This is a genomic window from Photorhabdus africana, assembly GCF_035181445.1.
GTDB lineage: Bacteria > Pseudomonadota > Gammaproteobacteria > Enterobacterales > Enterobacteriaceae > Photorhabdus > Photorhabdus laumondii.
Map to the genome: position 1 here is coordinate 18,586 of NZ_JAXBVE010000035.1, position 18,808 is coordinate 37,393.

Below are 18,808 nucleotides of genomic sequence, written 5' to 3' on the forward strand. Positions count from 1 at the left end.
CTTCTTTTTTAAATAGGTTTTTCAGCAGTCTAAAATGGGAGGTAAAATCTGCTATTTTATTATCGCATTATCTTTTAATTTTTCATGCACTGGGTGAGGAAAATAGTTTGCAATAGCTTTATGGTCATCAAATGTCATGGTGATAGCATGTGTAAAACCTTTGTTTTTGTTTTCACTACTTACATTACTTCCCCACTCGATAGAAGAAATACTTTTGATCTGATGCTGCATGGAAATAGCGGTATCTCTTATCGTCGTTAATTGTTGTTGTTTTATCTCGGATGTGAATTTTAACAAAAGAATATGGCGTATCATAATGGCTCCTGAAAGGTGTTTTTGTTTTTGCTGACAAGATAGAAAATAAATTGTTCTATTGCAAGACTCTTGAATATATCTCATCAATTAGTGGATGTGTGTTCGATTTTGCTGTTTTTGTTTCTCTGAGATATTATTAATTATAGTGTATTTGTCTATATTTGCACTGAGATTTGCACTGAGGCTGAACTCTCCTCCGATGAAAGCCGTAGCGGACACAAACCTCAAGAATAACTTGGGGGTGTATATTTCGGTTATCCAGGTGAAAACCATACCGTTGTGTCAGCATAGAGGCTTTAATCTCCCACTTCTTGGCAATTTGTGGGCTGATTTTGGGGCGGAATTGCTAGGAAATATTAAAATGGAAAGAACGCACCGGAGGTAATGATGGAATACGAATTTTTGCTGGATGTCACTGGACTGGTGACTAGCCGGTTCTCAATGGATCACGAAGCTATTGGTCAGTGGCTGAATGAAGAAGTTAAAGGTGATTTGGCGGTGATAGATAAGATTGCCTCAGCGTTGGCTGAAATTAAAGGTAGTGAACGTCAATGGCAACTTGTAGGTCATGAATATACGCTGTTAATGGATGACGAAGAAGTTATGGTTCGTGCCAATCAGCTTGAATTTGAAACTGATTCGATGGAGGAGGGCATGAGTTATTACGATAATGAGAGCCTGGCTTTTTGCGGTACCAAGGATTTTATTGATATGTTGGCCGATTATCGGGATTTTATTTTGCAAAAGTACGATTGGTAAGACGCGGTATATAGACAAAAATAGTTCTCTGGCACGATAGATTTTTTTCTTGCTGTTAATGGTTGCTATGAAGGAGAGTCATCGAGTAATTTTACTCAATGATAGTTAAATAGCTAAAGAATCGAGGTGGTTTTAATGGAAGATATCAATCTGTCTGGTGGCATTAATGAAGCTACAAGCTGGCTTATTAATCATCAGGATTTAATCATTCAATATTTGGTCAATACTATTGCTGCTATTCTCATTCTTGTTCTGGGATTGATGGCGGCGAAACTCATTAGTAAGGGCGTGAAAAGAGTTATGTCATTGCGTGGCATTGATGTAACGGTATCCGATTTCCTGGCTGCTGTTGTTCGTTATTTGATTATTGCGTTCACTATTATTGCAGTTTTGGGCAAATTAGGTGTTCAGACGGCTTCCGTCATTGCGGTTATCGGTGCGGCTGGTTTAGCTGTTGGTTTAGCTTTACAGGGTTCTTTGTCCAACTTTGCCGCAGGGGTATTGCTGGTGGCTTTTCGTCCAATCCGTGCGGGTGAATATGTTATTCTGGGCGCGGTTGAAGGCACCGTTGTTCAGGTGCAGATTTTCTCTACTACATTGCGTACAGCAGATGACAGAATTATCGTGATCCCGAATGGGAAAATTATTGCAGATAATGTTATTAATACCAGCCGTGAACCGAATCGTCGAACCCAGATTATGGTTGGTGTTGCGTATAATGCGGATATTGACGAAGTTAAAAAAGTATTAGGTGATGTTATTGCCGCAGACAATCGTATTCAGCATGACAAAGGCGTGACGATTCGTTTGCATGAAATGGCTCCTTCTTCACTGAATTTTATTGTGCGTGTATGGACCATCAATGGTGATGCTTGGGAGGTTTATTGGGATTTGATGGAGAACTTTAAACGCACATTGGATAAACACAATATCAGTATTCCTTATCCACAAATGGAAGTTTATTTGCATCAGAACCAAGCTGTGTCGCAGAATAGGGTGAGCGATTAGAGTTTGATTATCATCACGATCCTTTTTGCGTATATTAAGGTATCGATGTTGGCGTTATTATTGGCTGAGTTCAGTCCGGTTGATGATTTATTGATTTTGTGATCGTTCAGACCGGATTGAGTGCAGCCAACAAAGAAGCAACTTGAAAGATGACGGGTATATCTCGGTATGATGATATTGTTGAGTTAAATGGAAGAATAATAACCCTATTATAAACAAGAAATTGAATAATAACCTATCCCATTAGGCTGTTTTATTTGCCATTGTTTGCAATAATTACGCCTATTGGGATAGGCTCTGATATTGATAGTTCAATACCCGTCGTTTAAAAAGGTTCTATTTCTTTTGTCATCCATAATACTGTATTAGAACCATCTATTTGTAAATCAATGGGTTTATACCCAATTTTCATATAAAATCGTAAAATATATTCATTGTTTTTATAGAGTTGTATCGCCAAGCCAACATTTTTTACTTTAAGTCGTTGATAACAAATTTCTTCTAATTTTCGCGATAAAAGAAGTGCTATGCCATTTCTCCTCCACTTTGGATTAATCCAAAGGTCATGGAGTTCAATAATTCCGTGGTCATTAAATGATGTGCGTTCAGATATTAAGAGAATATGTGCCATACCGACAAACTCTGTATTATGACTACAGAGTATAACTATTCTCTTTGATTCTTTAATCTCACTCTGGCATAACTTAAGGTATTCAATAGGTCTTAATTCTCCTGAGTTCACCATTATATCATGTATATCAACGATTTCTTCATTGCTCAATTTTGATTCTACAAAAGTGAATTTATTCATTTCAGTTTTATTAAAGTTAGTGTTTTTATTGTTATTTTCCATCATAAAACTCCAGAAATTGTATTAAGTAGCTTGTCAGTTCCGCAACATGCTAATATATCTGAGTACATTTTATTATGTTTCCTGTTACTTATTCTCGTTTGTGGACATCCTCCGTGACATAAATGAAACCACTGGCAATTTTTCATGTTGTTATTATTATCGATTTCTTCTTTTTCTGATTTTTCATAATGTATAGAATTCTCTAATAATGTTCTTAAATCATTATCTAGCAATGAACCATAGTAAAAATTTTCGCTTCCGACGTATTTGTCACATGCAGATACGGTTGCATTTGGCTCAATTGTAACAACTTCTTGATGACATTTTTCTGACCAATAACATGACATCAAAACATTACTAGCACCTTTCAAAACACCAACAAATGAGTTAAATAAAGGAATGTTAATTGTGTCTTTATATTCCTTCCACCAAATTAGAAATAGTTCCGAGAGAAAGTCCATGTATTCGAAGTAATTGACATAGCTGTCACCTGGAGACTCTCCTGGAAGCAACCTGTTATCTGGAACAATATCCAGAAAAACAAGATCATTGAGGTTTATTCTTGCAAAATAGCTTAATAGTTCTCTTTTATTTGATTCAAGAATAAGCCGATCAACGACAACTAGCCCGCCATATTTAATGTTGTTATTTCTAAATGTTTGTATTGTTTTTTCTATTCTTTTAGAAGTGCCAACGCCTTTTAGATCAACTCTTCTGCTATCATTAATTTCGGGGTGACCATCAAGACTGATTCCAACACTAATATTCAATCTTTTTATCAATGCTATCCATTTTTCACTGATATTTACAGCATTTGTTTGTATCGCATTGGTAACGAATTGGTTGTCTCTCTTAATATGTTGTTGTAACCAAATGAATTTTATGAAAAATTCAGGTCTTAATCTTGTAACTTCACCGCCATGCCATACAAATTCAATTCTAATTAAATCAGGAATATCGAGGATTCTTTTCGTCATGGCAACTAAACTACTAAAACTCATTGTATTATTTTTCCCTTCAGCCCATGAATGGCAGTAGGAGCATCTTAGATTGCATAATCTGGTCGCTTTGGTAACAACAACAAGTTTATTAGATCCCAACGGTTTTACTTTTATTTTTTTCTGTATTTCATTTTCATAAATTTCTATTTCATCATCAGAAAGAATATCTTGGATTGGAATTTTCTTTATATCTTCATATGCGTATAGTTCCTGAGGTATTTTAGGTCTTTTTTTAGTGTAATTAGTGCTCATGTCGCTATTTACATCTATATTTATTACTTCTATTTTTTCGTTCATCTTAACCTCTATTTTAAGTGTTATTTTTGTAGATGGTTTTTATTCAGACTGTGTAGAGTTATTAATATGCATATACAGTACATCAGTATTGAGAATATAAAATGATAAATAAAATAGCGTTAATGGGATTAGTTTTCGGTATAGGTACTGACTACCAATGCCGTTGTTTAAGTTAAATTTTTAGTATTTAGAATCTAAAGGTCCATTGAGAAAGCTCAGGATAATTTTCGTATTCTGATTTATCTCTGTTATCATTAGTCTCTCTATTATCTTTATTTTTACTATTCTCCCCCTGAGGAGATAATTTAGCATCATGATTTTTTGTAGATACGTTCATATGCAAACCCCATTATTCTATTGGCTTGATAGTCAGTAATTAAAGAGTAGTTAATGTTGCGAATAAATTCCAATAATCCCTGAGTTTTTTATGGTTTTTTTATCTTTGTCTCATTTTATAAAGTAAATGGCTAAGTTTTTGCAATTTATCGTAACAGGTTATTTTTTTATGTGGTTATAATTAAAGGGTTTATGGCAGGATTCGATATTGGTAATATTTTGTTGCTGTATTAATGTAATATTCAATTGTTTTAGATTGGTTTAGTATCTTTTCAGCATTGCTTAGGAACAAAATAGTCATTGATGATAGTGAGTGCGGTAGTAATAATGATTGCTAATATTATGCAAGCGATAATTTATTTCTCTTAATTCTTACAGAATTAAGGGTTTATTAATGTTTTGAATGGGTATTAGCTTGATTTTCTTTGAATTAATCAAATGATTTTTCTGTAAAAATTTGCTTTTTGGTTGGTTATTAAAATTTCTTATGATCAATTAGAAACATTTATTTCCTCTAATGAGCTATTCTTCTTAATATTCTGAACATTGAAATAGCAAAGTGAATAATTATTGAGGAGTTTTTTTATGTTATCGACATTTGTGCAGGGTTTTTTTCTTAGCGCAGCAATGATCTTGCCTCTTGGTCCACAAAATGCCTTTGTTATGCAGCAAGGGAGCAGGAGACAATTTCATTTGATGAGCGCAACTTTGTGCGCGATCAGTGATGGCTTTCTGATTGGTGTCGGTGTATTTGGTGGTAGTGCATTACTTAGTCAGTCAACTTTACTCTTGCAATTTGTCACCTGGGGAGGTGTTGCTTTTTTATTCTGGTATGGATGGGGGGCCTTACGTGTGGTTTTGTTTGCCAATGTTGAACTGGCACAGGTAAATCATTCAGTAAAAAACCGTTGGCGGGTAATTGCGATCATCTTTGCGGTCACTTGGTTAAATCCGCATGTTTATTTAGATACCATTGTTGTTCTGGGCAGTATTGGTGGTCAGTTATCTTCAGAACTCAGGCCCTGGTTTACTTTTGGGGCGGCAAGTGCTTCTGTTAGTTGGTTTTTTTCTCTGTCATTGCTGGCTGCATGGTTTTCCCCCGTGCTAAGTAAGCCGCTTTCTCAACGGATTATTAATGGGTTTATTTGTATCATAATGTGGTATATCGCATGGCAACTTGCTAAGCAGGGATTGCTAATTTCTGATTAAGCTGAACACTTCTTTGCATACAGTCTCTGTGTTAGTGTTTCATTCATCCCATGTATATTTCGGTTTTTCCGTGGGATGAACATTTTCTGTAACAGGTTTTCTTCGGAGGTTGTGTGAAATTAAAATCATTGGGGTTGGCCGCCATGTTAAGTGCCGGGGTGCCACTTGCTGCACAGGCTGCTGATTTACCCGGAGTCCCTCATGTTATTACTTCTGGTAATGCGGTAGTGAAAGCAGAACCGGATATAGTAACATTGCTGATTAACGTCAATATTGCGGCTAAAGATGCTTCTGGGGCTAAAAAGCAGGTTGATGAGCTGGTTGCTAAATATTTTGATTTTCTGAAAAATCACGGTATTGAAAAGAAAGATATTGATGCAGCGAATTTGCGTACTCAGCCTGATTATGAATACGATAATGTATCGGGCAAATCGGTGCTGAAAGGCTATCGTGCGATCCGTTCAGTGGAGGTGAAGATTCGTAAGTTAGATCAACTTAATGATCTGCTAGATGGCGCATTAAAAGCGGGTTTGAACGAAATCGTATCTGTTCAATTTGGTGTGGACAATCCGCAAAAATATCGTGATGAAGCCCGCCAGAAAGCGATTGAGAATGCAATTGAACAAGCGGGTGCCTTGGCGAAAGGCTTTAATAGCAAAGTTGGTTCGATATACAGTATCAATTACCGAGCACCAGAGGCGATTGATCACATGAAGTATCGCAATACTGATGTGATGATGTCGGGAGGTGCTGCTGCTGGAGTAGGTGAAACTTACCAGCAGGATAGCATCAACTTCAGCGATCAGGTTGATGTGGTTTTTGAGCTAAAACCTTAATTAATGTCATCTTGTCTTAACATCTGACGCCCAAGTTTCAGTAGGGCGTCAGTCACTTTTTTCATAGTCCTGCTTTCCGGTGCAAAACGATGCCAATAGAGCATCCGGCGCTGACATAAACCCGGTGTCAGGTCGATCAGCTCACCATTTTTCAATTCTTGATCAATCTGTAAATGTGGGATCATACAACAAGTGGAACCTTGTTTTGCCAGTTGTACAAAGGCTTCAGATGAGTTGACGATATGACATGGAACGCTACCCGGGGACAACTCGAAGTTCTGTTGTAAAAATGCTTGATGCATATCATCCAGATGGTCGAATGCAACCGCTGGGGCTTTTAGTAACGCCGAACGGGTAACCCCATTTGGGAAATGGCGTGCAGCAAATTCTGGTGAGGCGACAAACAGATAATCCAGCGCGCCTAGTTTATCAATCAGACAACTGGGTAGAGGTTGTGGTTGAATACTGACTGCGCCAACGACTTCACCTCTTCTTAACTGTTCTTGAGTCCGAGTTTCATCTTCAACTTGAATATTGAGTCGGATAGGTAAATCAGCGAGTACCGGGTGTAGAGCCGGTAACAGCCAGGTTGCTAAGCTGTCAGCGTTGACTGCTAGTGAAAGCAGCAATGGAGTATCGCTCCCCTGTTCACCGCCTAGCCATTGTTCTTCCAACAACTCTACTTGATGCAATAGTGCCAGTAGTTTTTGTCCTTGTTCGGTGGGGCGCGGCGGCACGGTGCGTACTAATAGAGGCTGACCGAAAAGATTTTCCAACTGTTTGATACGTTGAGAAACTGCGGATTGAGTGATACAGAGTTTCTGGGCGGCCCGCTCGAAGCCGCGTTCTCGGATCACCGCATCTAGAGCTTGTAGTGTTCGGTAGTCAGGGCGTTTCATTATAGAAAGATTCTCCATTTATTTTTCTGAATATCACTATGCCATATTTTTCTGATGCATGAGGCAATTTATCTGGTGGGCTGTAAAATCCTACCTTTCAGAAATTAAGCATGTTATACCCAATTTGGATAAATTTTTGTTGGTTGGTCGCCTTTGGGAAGGGGGTTCCATTTTTGAAGGTTGAGTTTGTTGACGTGGTTGAATAGGCGATATGCTCAGGAGAATGCACTGGGTGAAGCTGTTTTTGATAACTTAATGATAAATTTTTGGTCGAGCCAAAGATTGTTTGCATGTTTCGCTTAAGTGTGATTTTTCAATAAAATTGTTAAAAATCGTTATTTTGGACTATTTAATAACAATGTAAGTAAGGTTGCTTTTTATGCTGTCACTGAAACATGTTGCACAATTAACATACAATACTTTGCAGTTATATATGGATCAGAGAGGAATAGATTTGGCGGTTGGTCCTATTTCTGACAGCGATGCAAACATGCTAACAAAAGCGTATGGTGAGCTTAACTGGGAATATTATATTACAGAGGTCGGTAATCGACATGACTGTTTCAGCTTATGTATAAAATTTGTCATATCAAGGGAAAATTTCCAAATTGAATCTGCTCCGGCTGGAGTCGCTTTATCGACATATGATTTGAACGATAAGAGTTTTAACATCCATGTATTGGAAAATTTTGTGAAGGATATAGAAAATCATCCGTTGCATAGAAAGATGCTTTTGTATACTCTGTATGCAACATTGATTTTCATGAATGTGGCTGATGGTGAAAACGTCAGGATTCATGAACCCGTTAAGGATAAAATAGCTTACTATCGTTCGTTTGGTTTTGAGCTAGAACGTTGTGGATATGTAATGTCATGTGATATTAAGACATTAACGGCAAAGTTGAAGAGTAGGTCTAAGGAGTTAGTTCCTTGATATCTCTGCGTTTATACCTTATGGATTTCAAGATGCATTGCGGCGGCAAGGGCGCGAATCCCCGGGAGCATAGCAGACTATGTGACTGGGGTGAGTGCAGCCAACAAAGAGGCAACTTGAAAGATGACGGGTATATATGCGTTTTATAGTACTCTGGTAGACCAGGTGGAATATGGAATAGTTATTTTGTTCATTTAGACTTGTTGAAGGTGAAGCCTTACTAAATTTGTTGCTATGACCATAACAGAGAGATTTTGTCGGGAATTTTTTGTCCTGTATGACTAAATCAGTTCAGTAATGTAAAGTCGTTTTAGAGGTGTTGCTATGAGAACACAAAAAGAACCGATGTTCGATACCATTCAAACTTATAAAAAAGCTGGAGAGACCTTAGATTTTCTCATGAAAGTAGGTCCGGTTTTGGAAGAACATGCACAGGCACCAAGCCAAGAAAAACAAGGTCGTCGTCGTAACAAAGAGGCTGCATAGACATCACTCTGCTTTTGTGGCCCGCTAGTATGGCGGGTTTTTCACATCATTTTGTCTTAAATTTGCCATGATTCATCTCACTCAACTTAATTGCGGTTTCTTTGTTGCTATCAAGGTTTATACTAGCAAGGTTTATACTAGTCGACAGGCTTTCCTTGTAACTGATAATGGGCAATGAATTGATATGACTCAGGACGAACTAAAAAAAGCAGTAGGTTGGGCAGCACTCGAATTTGTTACACCAGGAACAGTTGTGGGTGTGGGGACTGGTTCAACGGCTTCACACTTTATTGATGCTCTCGGTTCCATTAAAGATCAGATTGAAGGGGCAGTATCCAGCTCTGAGGCTTCTACTGAGAAGTTAAAAAGTTTGGGAATTCCTGTATTCGATTGTAATGAAGTGGATTCCCTTGATATCTACGTTGATGGTGCGGATGAAATCAATGGCAATATGCAGATGATTAAAGGCGGTGGTGCTGCATTGACGCGTGAAAAAATCATTGCTGCAATAGCAAAAAAATTCGTTTGTATTGTTGATGCTTCTAAAAAAGTTGATGTATTGGGTAAATTCCCTCTGCCGGTTGAGGTGATTCCAATGGCTCAGGCTTATGTTGCTCGTGAGTTGGTTAAATTGGGGGGAGTACCAAAATATCGTCAGAATGTTGTGACTGATAACGGCAATGTGATTCTTGATGTGCATAATCTAGCCATACTCGATCCTGTTGAGTTAGAGAATAAAATTAATCGTATCTCAGGTGTGGTGACTGTGGGCCTATTTGCTAACCGTGGTGCGGATATTGTATTGATGGGAACACTTGATGGAGTGGAAACCATCACTCAATAATATTATTTACAGGGGCGGAGTTTTTCGCCCTTAAAAATTTTTTCACGTTTAAAATAGGTGGAGAATTTAGTGATATGTTTCATATTTATGATTGTTATTTAATCTAAATCCTGATTTTGTTCTTTTTCAGATCATTTTATTCCTCATAATAACTACTTTATTAAGACTTATGTGACGGGAATAGCAATCGTTTATATTGCTGTGTTCGTTTTTTTGTTATGTTGAGAGAATGAATCTTAAATGTAACGAAGCGTAACAATAGGCAGGATAAATGGTTAAGGTATCTCTGGAAAAAGATAAGATTAAATTTTTGCTATTAGAAGGTGTACATCAGAGCACGGTAGAAAACCTACGAGCAGCCGGTTATAGCAATATTGAATATCATAAGGGAGCATTAGATTCCAAAGAGTTAAAAGAGGCAATTCGTGATACCCATTTTGTTGGTATCCGTTCCCGCACACAACTGACCGAAGACATTTTTCAGGCAGCTGAAAAATTGGTTGCTGTAGGCTGTTTTTGTATTGGTACCAATCAGGTTGATCTGAAAGCGGCTGCGAAACGTGGTATTCCTGTCTTTAATGCGCCATTTTCTAATACCCGTTCTGTTGCTGAAATGGTCCTTGGTGAGCTGTTGTTATTGCTGCGTCGTATCCCTTTGGCGAATGCAAAAGCTCATCGTGGCGTGTGGGATAAGCAGGCTAAAGGCTGCTATGAAGTTCGTGGTAAAAAACTAGGCATTATTGGTTACGGTCATATTGGTACTCAGCTTGGTATTCTGGCTGAAAATATTGGTATGGATGTCTACTTTTACGATATTGAAAATAAATTGCCGTTAGGCAACGCTCATCAGGTACGTCATTTGTCAGAATTACTGAATATGAGTGATGTGGTTAGTTTGCATGTACCAGAAACGCCATCAACTAAAAATATGATTGGTGTAACTGAACTGACCCTGATGAAACCGGGTTCTATCCTGATTAATGCTTCACGCGGAACGGTGGTGGATATCCCGGCATTATGTGATGCGTTGGAAAGTGAACATTTGTCAGGGGCGGCTGTGGATGTGTTCCCTGTTGAACCGGCAACCAATAGTGATCCATTTGAGTCACCGTTACGTAAATTTGATAACGTGTTGCTGACCCCACATATTGGTGGTTCTACCCAAGAAGCGCAGGAAAACATTGGTTATGAAGTCGCAGGAAAGTTAGCGAAATACTCCGATAATGGTTCTACCTTATCAGCAGTAAACTTCCCAGAAGTGTCTCTTCCTGTTCATGCTGATGATACCAACCGGTTTTTGCATATTCATGAAAATCGCCCGGGTATATTGAACAGTATTAACCAAGTGTTTGCTGAACAAGATATCAATATTGCTGCTCAGTATCTGCGTACCAGTGGGGATATGGGTTATGTGGTTATTGATATTGTGACTGAAAATCCGGCTCAAGCTGAAATGGTATTTCAGAAACTGAAAGCATTGCCGGGTACTATCCGTTCTCGTCTGCTTTACTGATTATACCCGTTATCTTTCAAGTTGCCTCTTTGTTGGCTGCGCTCACTCACCCCGGTCACATAGTTTGCTATGCTCCCGGGGATTCGCTCCTTGCCGTCGCGATGCATCTTGAAATCCATAGGGTATATTTTGATATGTCAAAAATGGGCGCTTTGTGTAAGGCACCCATTTTTTACGGCCATTGCCAGATTTTTTCAGGTGTGATGATTTCGGGTAATGGGATATCCCATTCGGCTATGGGCAGTGTATCGACTAACTGACAGTTATGCGCCAGACCTATCGGATAGAAATTTTTTTGTTGCCATTGCCTCAATGTACGATCGTAAAAGCCACCACCCATGCCAAGTCGTTGCCCTGTGCGGTCAAAAGCAACCAGCGGGATCATCATGATATCCAGCTCTGATAATGGTAAAACCTGTTCAATATTCAGCGGTGGCTCTTCTATATTGAAGCGATTTCTGACAAGTCGGCTATTGGGTTGATAGTTTAAAAATAGCAGATGGTGATGACGGAAAGGATGCAATACCGGCAGATAGATCTGTTTATTTTGTTGCCAGAGTTGGTTAATCAGTGGACGGGTATCGAGTTCACCATCAAACGAAAGGAATAGCGCGATTTTGTTGGCTTGGTGAATTTTGGGGTGGTTGATTGCTCGCTCAGCAGCCTGTCTTGCAAAAAGAGATTGTTGTTCAGGCGTGAGTTCACGGCGTTGTTGGCGTATTTTCTTTCTAATGCTTTGTCTGAGTGATAATAGGCGCTCTGATTGCATAGAATTTGCCAGTGGATAGCAGCAGCGATTAAGGTTGAGATTCTCCAAGATGCCGTTACAGGTAGTAACCCTTGAACCCTTGGTTCAAGGTGAACGCAGCGTCGCAGCTTTAAGGCTTCTCGGCCGGACCGAGCATGCACACCAGACTACGGAGCACCACATTCTATAATGTATGAAATATCGGCTCAGGGGACTTTCCCCGTTAACGAACATCTCAGAGAAATTTATTCAGCGCTTGTAAGCAACTTTATGCCACCTATTGTATGAAACTAAATACAGAAAGCAACTAATTCTCGAATGATTCACTCACTAATGCATGATTTATCAATAGAATTCATTCATTTGGTGAAATAGCGCTCTCAGTGATGCGACCTTGTTCCACTAATGCTTGTTCTATAGTCTGTTGAAGCATCTTTATTTTCTGTTCCATATTATAGGCATAGTCACGGGTTTTCACTTTTTCTTGTGCCAATTCGTGACAGATATTCAGTGCCACAATAAAAATCAGTTGTTCAGTATTGGTTACTCTGGTGCGCTCTTTTAAATCGTCTAAACGTTGCTCAAGTTCCACAGCCGCAGCCAGCAATGCTTCTTTTTGCTCTGATGGACAATTGACACGTAGTGACCGCCCAAAAATCTGGATATCTACCGGTTGTGCAGACATGACCCCTTCCTGACTTATTGCTGCGCTCCGGTTTTAATTCTGAATGATAGAATTGAAACCGGCGCCAATCATTATAACGCTATACCGACAGACAACTCACGATTAGCGAAGGTTGTTGTCTGGTATAGCGACTCCCCTTGGTGGTAGCATAGCATGAACTTACACCGTCAACGATGACCAATACACATGTCTATACAGAATTCATTACCAGATTATCAATCTTTTGACGAAATATTGCATCAACAGTCAGTGGCACTGACGGCAGCGGAGATGCATGGGTTGATTAGCGGCCTGCTGTGCGGTGGTAATCGCGACAGTAGTTGGCAGGTCTTAGTTCATGACTTAGCGAATGATGGGCTGGCTTTTTCCCATCCATTAGCCCAACAATTGCGTGAATTACGTGAAATCACATTCGAATCATTGGATGACAGTAATTTTGCATTCGGTTTATTGCTGCCAGATGAGGAAGATAATGTATTTGAACGAGCAGATGCATTAGCTGGATGGGTTAACCATTTTTTGCTGGGATTAGGTGTTGCTCAACCGAAGTTCTCGGATAGAAAAGAGATCGGTGAGATTATTGGTGATTTGCGTAATATCGGTCTGCTTGGTTATGAAGAAGGTGATGATCAAGAAGAGTTGGCCCAAGCACTGGAAGAGGTCCTTGAATATGTGCGGGTGGCTGCGCAGCTTTGTTATATCGCCTTTACTGAACCTAAAACCGTTTTAATTGCAAAAAACGACAAACCAACATTGCATTAATTGGTGTTTATTGAACGTAAAATAATTATAAGTCGCAGGAGAGGGTATGATCAAACAAGAATATTTATCCCGCCGTCAGGCTTTACTGGCAAAAATGGCTCCGGCCAGCGCAGCGATTATTTTTTCTGCCTCGCCTGCGCCACGAAATTCAGATAATGAATATCCCTATCGTCAGCATAGCGATTTCCTTTATTTGACCGGGTTTAATGAACCGGAAGCGGTGCTGATATTAATTAAGAGTGATGATACGCATAATCACAGTGTGCTTTTTAATCGAGCGAGTGACTTGACTGCGGAAATTTGGTTTGGTCGTCGTCTTGGACAAGAAGCGGCGCCGGAAAAACTGGGTATTGATCGTGCTTTGTCTTTTGATGATATCAAAGAAGAGCTTTACCTGTTGCTGAATGGTTTGAATGTGGTTTATCACGCGCAAGGCGAATTTGCCTACGCAGATGAAATTGTCTTCCATGCGTTGGATATATTAAGAAAAGGCGGTCGCCGTAATCTTTCAGCGCCTTTATCGATAACTGATTGGCGCCCTTGGATACATGAAATGCGGTTGTTCAAATCTAAGGCAGAAATTGAGGCTATGCGCCGGGCAGGTAAAATCAGCGCTCAGGCCCATATGCGTGCGATGAAAGTTTGCCGCCCAGGCATGTTTGAGTATCAACTGGAAGCTGAAATTCATCACGAATTTACTCATCAAGGGGCTCGCTATCCTGCTTACAACACGATTGTCGGGAGCGGTGAAAATAGCTGTATTCTGCACTACACCGAGAATGAAAGCAGGATGAAAGAGGGTGACTTGGTGTTGGTTGACGCCGGTTGTGAATATCTGGGGTATGCCGGAGATATCACCCGTACTTTCCCTGTCAATGGCAAGTTTACTCGTGCTCAGCGTGAAATTTACGATATCGTACTGAAAACGTTAAATGTTTCATTGGAATTGTATAAACCAGGCACCAGCATCAACAAGGTCACAGAACATGTGGTGCGGATTATGGTGGAAGAGTTGGTGAAACTGGGCATTATGCACGGTGAAGTTGAGCATTTAATCGAAACCAAAGCCTATCGCCAGTTCTTTATGCATGGTCTCAGTCATTGGTTAGGATTGGATGTGCACGATGTCGGTGACTATGGCGTAGAGCGCGACCGTATTTTGCAACCAGGAATGGTATTGACGGTTGAACCGGGGCTGTATATTGCACCGGATGCAGATGTGCCGTTGGAATATCGGGGTATCGGTATCCGTATTGAAGATGACATTTTGATCACTGAAACAGGTAATGAAAACCTGACAGCCAGTGTCGTTAAAGAAGCTGATGAGATTGAAGCTCTGATGGCGAAAGCAAAACAGGGTTAAGTTAAGAATGAACGTGATTATCGTTGGTGGAGGCATGACCGGCGCGACGCTTGCGCTGGCGATATCTTCCCTGAGTAAGGGGCAGATTCATGTGTCCCTGATTGAAGCAGCAGAGCCGGAGCAGAAACATCCCGGCTTTGATGCCAGAGCGATAGCGCTGGCTTACGGTACTTGTCAGCGTTTACAACAGATTGGTGTTTGGTCTGCTCTGGAAGATTATGTGATACCAATAACTCACGTTCATGTTAGTGATCGTGGTCATGCAGGGTTTGTGAATCTTTATGCAAAAGAATATAACATTCCAGCGCTAGGTAATGTTATCGAATTGTATAATGCAGGGCAGTGTTTGTTCGGATTGCTGAAAAATGCGCCTGGGGTAACGCTATATTGTCCATCCAAGGTTATGGCTGTTGAAAGAACCCTGTCATCGGTCGCTGTCATTTTGGACAGTGGTGAACGATTGCAAGGTGAATTGCTGGTAGCAGCAGATGGCAGCCATTCTGCCATTGGTCACGCCTGTAATATTCAGTGGCAGCGGCATGCTTATGAACAGGTTGCCGTGATTACTAATGTACTGACTTCCGAGCATCCGCGAGGTAGGGCATTTGAACGTTTCACCGAATATGGCCCACTTGCTTTGCTGCCAATGTCTGAGGGACGGAGCTCGCTGGTATGGTGCCATAAGTTGGCACGGAGAAAGGAGATAGCGGGTTGGAATAATGAGCAATTTCTTAGGCAGTTACAGCAAGCATTTGGCTGGAGACTGGGGAAAATATTGGAAACCGGTCAGCGTCATAGCTATCCATTGACGCTATCTACTGCGAATCAACAAATTAGCCACCGATTGGCGCTGGTGGGAAATGCTGCGCAAACATTACACCCGATTGCGGGTCAGGGTTTCAATCTTGGTATGCGAGATGTTATGACACTGGCTCAGATTGTTTCTGAGGCTTTTGCTGCCGGTCAAGATATTGGTGCTTATCAGGTTCTGGCTAACTATCAACAGCAACGGGTTTTAGATCGGGAAAACACCATCGATATTACCGATGGATTGATACGGATATTTGCCAATCGTTATTTTCCATTACAAGTCGGGCGTAACTTCGGCCTGATGATGATGGAAAAATGCTCTCCTATGCGGGGGATACTGGCCCGTCAGACCTTGGGTTGGGTCGCCCAAAGGTAACCGCAGATAAAGCAGACAAAATAAGAGGACATTATATTATGCAATCATTTGATGTGGTTATCGCTGGTGGCGGTATGGTTGGTTTGGCGCTTGCCTGTGGCTTACAAGGCAGTGGCTTGCGGGTGGCTGTGGTGGAGAGCTATCCGCCTACTCAATCCGTTGTTGCTGGAGAAGAGTACGCTTTGCGGGTTTCTGCGATTAATGCAGCCAGTGAGCGCTTATTACAGCATCTTGGTGTGTGGCAAGATATTTTGGATATGCGTACCAGTCCTTATCAGGAAATTGAGGTTTGGGAGCGGGATAGCTTTGGCCGTATTCGGTTCAGCGCGGCTGAATATGGGCTGGAATATCTTGGTCATATCATTGAAAACCGCGTTATCCGTGAAACATTATGGAAAAAAGCAGACAGCTTATCTGAAGTGACCATTTTGGCGCCAGCGGCTTTGAAACAGGTTGCTTGGGGTGAAAATGAAGCTTTTATGACTTTATCCGATGGTCGCATGTTAACTGCTCGTTTAGTTGTTGGTGCTGATGGTGCTCATTCATGGTTGCGTCAACATGCTGATATCCCTCTCACATTCTGGGATTATGAACATCATGCGTTGGTAGCCACTATTCGCACCGAAAAGCCGCATGGCAGGGCTGCCCGTCAGGTCTTTTATGGTGATGGTATTTTGGCGTTTTTGCCGCTTGCCGATCCTCATTTGTGTTCTATCGTTTGGTCACTACCGGGTGAAGTTGCTGAACAGTACAAACAGCTTGATCATAGGCGTTTCAACCAGCAATTGGCGGTAGATTTTGATCTGCGCCTTGGTCAATGTGAACTGATGAATGAGCGTCTGACGATTCCACTGACCGGCCGTTATGCCCGTAATTTCGCGGCTCATCGTCTGGCCTTGTTGGGAGATGCCGCCCATACTATTCACCCATTGGCAGGTCAGGGAGTGAATTTGGGCTTTATGGATGTCGCTGAGCTGATAGGTGAATTGCGTCGCTTGCATGGTCAGGGAAAAGATATTGGTCAGCACTTTTATTTACGTCGTTATGAGCGCCGACGTAAACATGGTGCTGCTGTGATGCTGGCCGGGATGCAAGGTTTTCGTCAATTATTTGATGGCAATAATCCGGCGAAAAAACTTTTGCGGGATGTCGGGTTGTCTCTGGCAGATAATTTACCGGGAATTAAACCTAAATTACTTCGTCAGGCAATGGGATTGAATGACTTGCCGGACTGGCTCTGTTCTAAATCCCATTCGGCTGAAAAAATCTAATTTAGCCTCTGCTTATCGATAACTTTTTCTCATACCTTGCTGAAATATGAATAGGTGATTTTATTCATATTTCAGTTAGCTTGTAACAGAAAATGGGTGTTTTCTAAAGTTAATTGTTAATTTTGAGTATTATGACTCATTTTAATAGTTGAAAATTCTGCATACTCATAACACGTTTTTTGATGGTCACTGGATTGAACCCTATTTTTACTTATGGTTCATTTGGGTTTTCAGTGATAACTTTCATTTTAAGATATCGTTTGCGTCGCGTTTTTTAGCCGCTTTTTGTTCATGATTCACAGTATCTGTCGGTTAATACGCGGTATGTTTTCATGTAGGAAATGAAAAGAGGGAAATAATGGCAAAACAAACCCCATTGTATGACCAGCATCTGGCTTGTGGTGCACGTATGGTAGATTTTCATGGCTGGATGATGCCTTTGCATTATGGTTCACAAATGGATGAGCATCATATTGTCCGCACTCATGCCGGTATGTTTGATGTTTCCCACATGACGATTGTGGATCTGCATGGTACTGGCTGCCGTGATTTCCTGCGTTATTTGTTGGCAAATGACATTGCTAAACTGACAGAAAAGGGTAAAGCCTTATACACCGGGATGCTTAATGCTTCTGGTGGTGTAATTGATGACCTGATTGTTTATTACCTTAGCAATGATTTTTATCGGTTGGTGGTCAATTCTGCGACTCGTGAGAAAGATTTGGCTTGGATTAATGAACATGTAGCCAGTTACCCGGTTGATATTCAGGTTCGTGATGATCTGGCATTAATTGCAGTTCAGGGGCCTGACGCTCAGGCAAAAGTAGAGTCTCTATTGGATGATGAACAAAAACAGACTATAGCCGGCATGAAACCTTTCTTTGGTGTTCAGGCGGGGGATCTGTTTATCGCAACAACGGGTTATACCGGTGAAGCGGGTTATGAAGTGGCATTACCAAAAGAGCAAGCAGCGGATTTCTGGCAAAAATTGCTTAGCGTCGGCGTTAAACCCGCGGGATTAGGTGCGCGTGATACGTTACGGCTTGAAGCCGGTATGAACCTCTATGGACAGGAAATGGATGAAACCATTTCTCCCCTTGCGGCTAACATGGGTTGGACAATCGCTTGGAAACCCGAAGATCGCCAGTTTATCGGCCGTGAAGCGCTAGAAAAACAGCGTGAAGAGGGCACTGAACAGTTGGTTGGTTTAGTGATGAGAGAAAAGGGTGTGTTACGCGGTGGTTTAGCGGTTAGTTTTACTGATGAGATGGGTGCCTTACATTCTGGCGTTATTACCAGTGGTACGTTCTCTCCAACATTAGGATTCAGTATTGCCCTTGCCCGTGTGCCGCAGGGGATTGGTGAACAGGCGGTTGTCCAAATCCGCAATCGTGAAATGCCGGTTCAGGTAGTCAAACCTGGCTTTGTACGGGCGGGCAAACCTCTCGTATAGTCATTTTTATCGAATAATAACTTGATGAGTAAATAGTCATTTATCCCGGT

General features: G+C 41.0%; 20 protein-coding genes and 1 other RNA gene. 13 read left to right on the forward strand and 8 right to left on the reverse strand.

Annotation, left to right across the window (positions count from 1 at the left end):
* Positions 1–51 precede the first annotated feature (51 nt).
* Complete coding sequence (locus tag SLS51_RS17555; RefSeq protein WP_323839932.1) at positions 52–315, reverse strand: Dabb family protein; 264 nt, start codon at positions 313–315, stop codon at positions 52–54.
* Positions 316–702: 387 nt separating this feature from the next.
* Between SLS51_RS17555 and SLS51_RS17560 the strand changes: the two genes are divergently transcribed.
* Together SLS51_RS17560 and mscS are read left to right on the forward strand one after the other, a co-directional pair.
* Positions 703–1,074 carry a YacL family protein gene (locus tag SLS51_RS17560; RefSeq protein ID WP_112876755.1) on the forward strand — a complete coding sequence of 124 codons (372 nt, stop codon included), beginning with the start codon at positions 703–705 and terminating at the stop codon, positions 1,072–1,074.
* Positions 1,075–1,209: 135 nt separating this feature from the next.
* The gene (gene mscS, locus SLS51_RS17565; RefSeq protein WP_323839933.1) at positions 1,210–2,082 is read left to right on the forward strand and encodes a small-conductance mechanosensitive channel MscS; all 873 of its coding nucleotides are present in this window, start codon (positions 1,210–1,212) and stop codon (positions 2,080–2,082) included.
* Positions 2,083–2,407: 325 nt separating this feature from the next.
* Here mscS and SLS51_RS17570 read toward each other — a convergent pair whose 3' ends face one another.
* The 3 genes from SLS51_RS17570 to SLS51_RS17580 all read right to left on the reverse strand — a co-directional run bounded on the left by SLS51_RS17570 (position 2,408) and on the right by SLS51_RS17580 (position 4,570).
* Entirely contained in the window at positions 2,408–2,938 is a 531-nt protein-coding gene (locus SLS51_RS17570; protein ID WP_323839934.1) for a GNAT family N-acetyltransferase, read from the reverse strand.
* Positions 2,935–4,233, reverse strand: a complete 1,299-nt coding sequence (darE, locus tag SLS51_RS17575; RefSeq protein WP_323839935.1) for a darobactin maturation radical SAM/SPASM protein DarE — start codon at positions 4,231–4,233, stop codon at positions 2,935–2,937. The genes SLS51_RS17570 and darE overlap by 4 nt, the downstream gene beginning before the upstream one ends.
* A 187-nt stretch (positions 4,234–4,420) precedes the next feature.
* Entirely contained in the window at positions 4,421–4,570 is a 150-nt protein-coding gene (locus SLS51_RS17580; RefSeq protein WP_323839936.1) for a hypothetical protein, read from the reverse strand.
* A gap of 584 nt (positions 4,571–5,154) precedes the next feature.
* Between SLS51_RS17580 and argO the strand changes: the two genes are divergently transcribed.
* The gene (gene argO / locus SLS51_RS17585) at positions 5,155–5,778 is read left to right on the forward strand and encodes an arginine exporter ArgO (protein ID WP_323839937.1); all 624 of its coding nucleotides are present in this window, start codon (positions 5,155–5,157) and stop codon (positions 5,776–5,778) included.
* A 113-nt stretch (positions 5,779–5,891) separates the two neighbouring features.
* On the forward strand, positions 5,892–6,614 hold the full coding sequence (locus tag SLS51_RS17590; protein WP_323839938.1) for an oxidative stress defense protein: 723 nt from the start codon (positions 5,892–5,894) through the stop codon (positions 6,612–6,614).
* Here the strand turns inward: SLS51_RS17590 and SLS51_RS17595 are convergent.
* A complete protein-coding gene (locus SLS51_RS17595) occupies positions 6,611–7,513 on the reverse strand; it encodes a LysR family transcriptional regulator ArgP (protein ID WP_323839939.1) in 903 nt (300 codons plus the stop codon). The genes SLS51_RS17590 and SLS51_RS17595 overlap by 4 nt on opposite strands.
* A 379-nt stretch (positions 7,514–7,892) precedes the next feature.
* On the opposite strand from SLS51_RS17595, the gene SLS51_RS17600 reads away from it, so the two are divergent.
* From SLS51_RS17600 to serA, 4 genes are all read left to right on the forward strand, one after another.
* On the forward strand, positions 7,893–8,447 hold the full coding sequence (locus tag SLS51_RS17600; RefSeq protein ID WP_323839940.1) for a hypothetical protein: 555 nt from the start codon (positions 7,893–7,895) through the stop codon (positions 8,445–8,447).
* A gap of 324 nt (positions 8,448–8,771) precedes the next feature.
* A complete protein-coding gene (locus tag SLS51_RS17605; RefSeq protein ID WP_214086850.1) occupies positions 8,772–8,933 on the forward strand; it encodes a hypothetical protein in 162 nt (53 codons plus the stop codon).
* 184 nt (positions 8,934–9,117) lie between these two features.
* Complete coding sequence (rpiA, locus tag SLS51_RS17610; RefSeq protein ID WP_323839941.1) at positions 9,118–9,777, forward strand: ribose-5-phosphate isomerase RpiA; 660 nt, start codon at positions 9,118–9,120, stop codon at positions 9,775–9,777.
* 271 nt (positions 9,778–10,048) lie between these two features.
* Positions 10,049–11,290, forward strand: a complete 1,242-nt coding sequence (serA, locus tag SLS51_RS17615) for a phosphoglycerate dehydrogenase (protein ID WP_323839942.1) — start codon at positions 10,049–10,051, stop codon at positions 11,288–11,290.
* Positions 11,291–11,462: 172 nt separating this feature from the next.
* Here serA and SLS51_RS17620 read toward each other — a convergent pair whose 3' ends face one another.
* From SLS51_RS17620 to zapA, 3 genes are all read right to left on the reverse strand, one after another.
* Positions 11,463–12,059, reverse strand: coding sequence for a 5-formyltetrahydrofolate cyclo-ligase (locus tag SLS51_RS17620; protein ID WP_323839943.1), 597 nt, complete (start codon positions 12,057–12,059; stop codon positions 11,463–11,465).
* A 37-nt stretch (positions 12,060–12,096) separates the two neighbouring features.
* A non-coding RNA gene (gene ssrS, locus SLS51_RS17625) (6S RNA) lies at positions 12,097–12,283 on the reverse strand.
* A 110-nt stretch (positions 12,284–12,393) separates the two neighbouring features.
* Positions 12,394–12,723, reverse strand: coding sequence for a cell division protein ZapA (gene zapA, locus SLS51_RS17630; RefSeq protein ID WP_323839944.1), 330 nt, complete (start codon positions 12,721–12,723; stop codon positions 12,394–12,396).
* 186 nt (positions 12,724–12,909) lie between these two features.
* Between zapA and SLS51_RS17635 the strand changes: the two genes are divergently transcribed.
* From SLS51_RS17635 to gcvT, 5 genes are all read left to right on the forward strand, one after another.
* Positions 12,910–13,485, forward strand: a complete 576-nt coding sequence (locus tag SLS51_RS17635; protein WP_323839945.1) for a YecA/YgfB family protein — start codon at positions 12,910–12,912, stop codon at positions 13,483–13,485.
* A 46-nt stretch (positions 13,486–13,531) separates the two neighbouring features.
* A complete protein-coding gene (pepP, locus tag SLS51_RS17640; RefSeq protein ID WP_323839946.1) occupies positions 13,532–14,848 on the forward strand; it encodes a Xaa-Pro aminopeptidase in 1,317 nt (438 codons plus the stop codon).
* 7 nt (positions 14,849–14,855) lie between these two features.
* Positions 14,856–16,034 carry a 2-octaprenyl-6-methoxyphenyl hydroxylase gene (gene ubiH, locus SLS51_RS17645; protein WP_323839947.1) on the forward strand — a complete coding sequence of 393 codons (1,179 nt, stop codon included), beginning with the start codon at positions 14,856–14,858 and terminating at the stop codon, positions 16,032–16,034.
* A gap of 38 nt (positions 16,035–16,072) precedes the next feature.
* A complete protein-coding gene (gene ubiI, locus SLS51_RS17650) occupies positions 16,073–17,305 on the forward strand; it encodes an FAD-dependent 2-octaprenylphenol hydroxylase (protein ID WP_323839948.1) in 1,233 nt (410 codons plus the stop codon).
* A 358-nt stretch (positions 17,306–17,663) separates the two neighbouring features.
* Positions 17,664–18,758 carry a glycine cleavage system aminomethyltransferase GcvT gene (gcvT, locus tag SLS51_RS17655; protein ID WP_323839949.1) on the forward strand — a complete coding sequence of 365 codons (1,095 nt, stop codon included), beginning with the start codon at positions 17,664–17,666 and terminating at the stop codon, positions 18,756–18,758.
* The last annotated feature ends 50 nt before the right edge of the window (positions 18,759–18,808 follow it).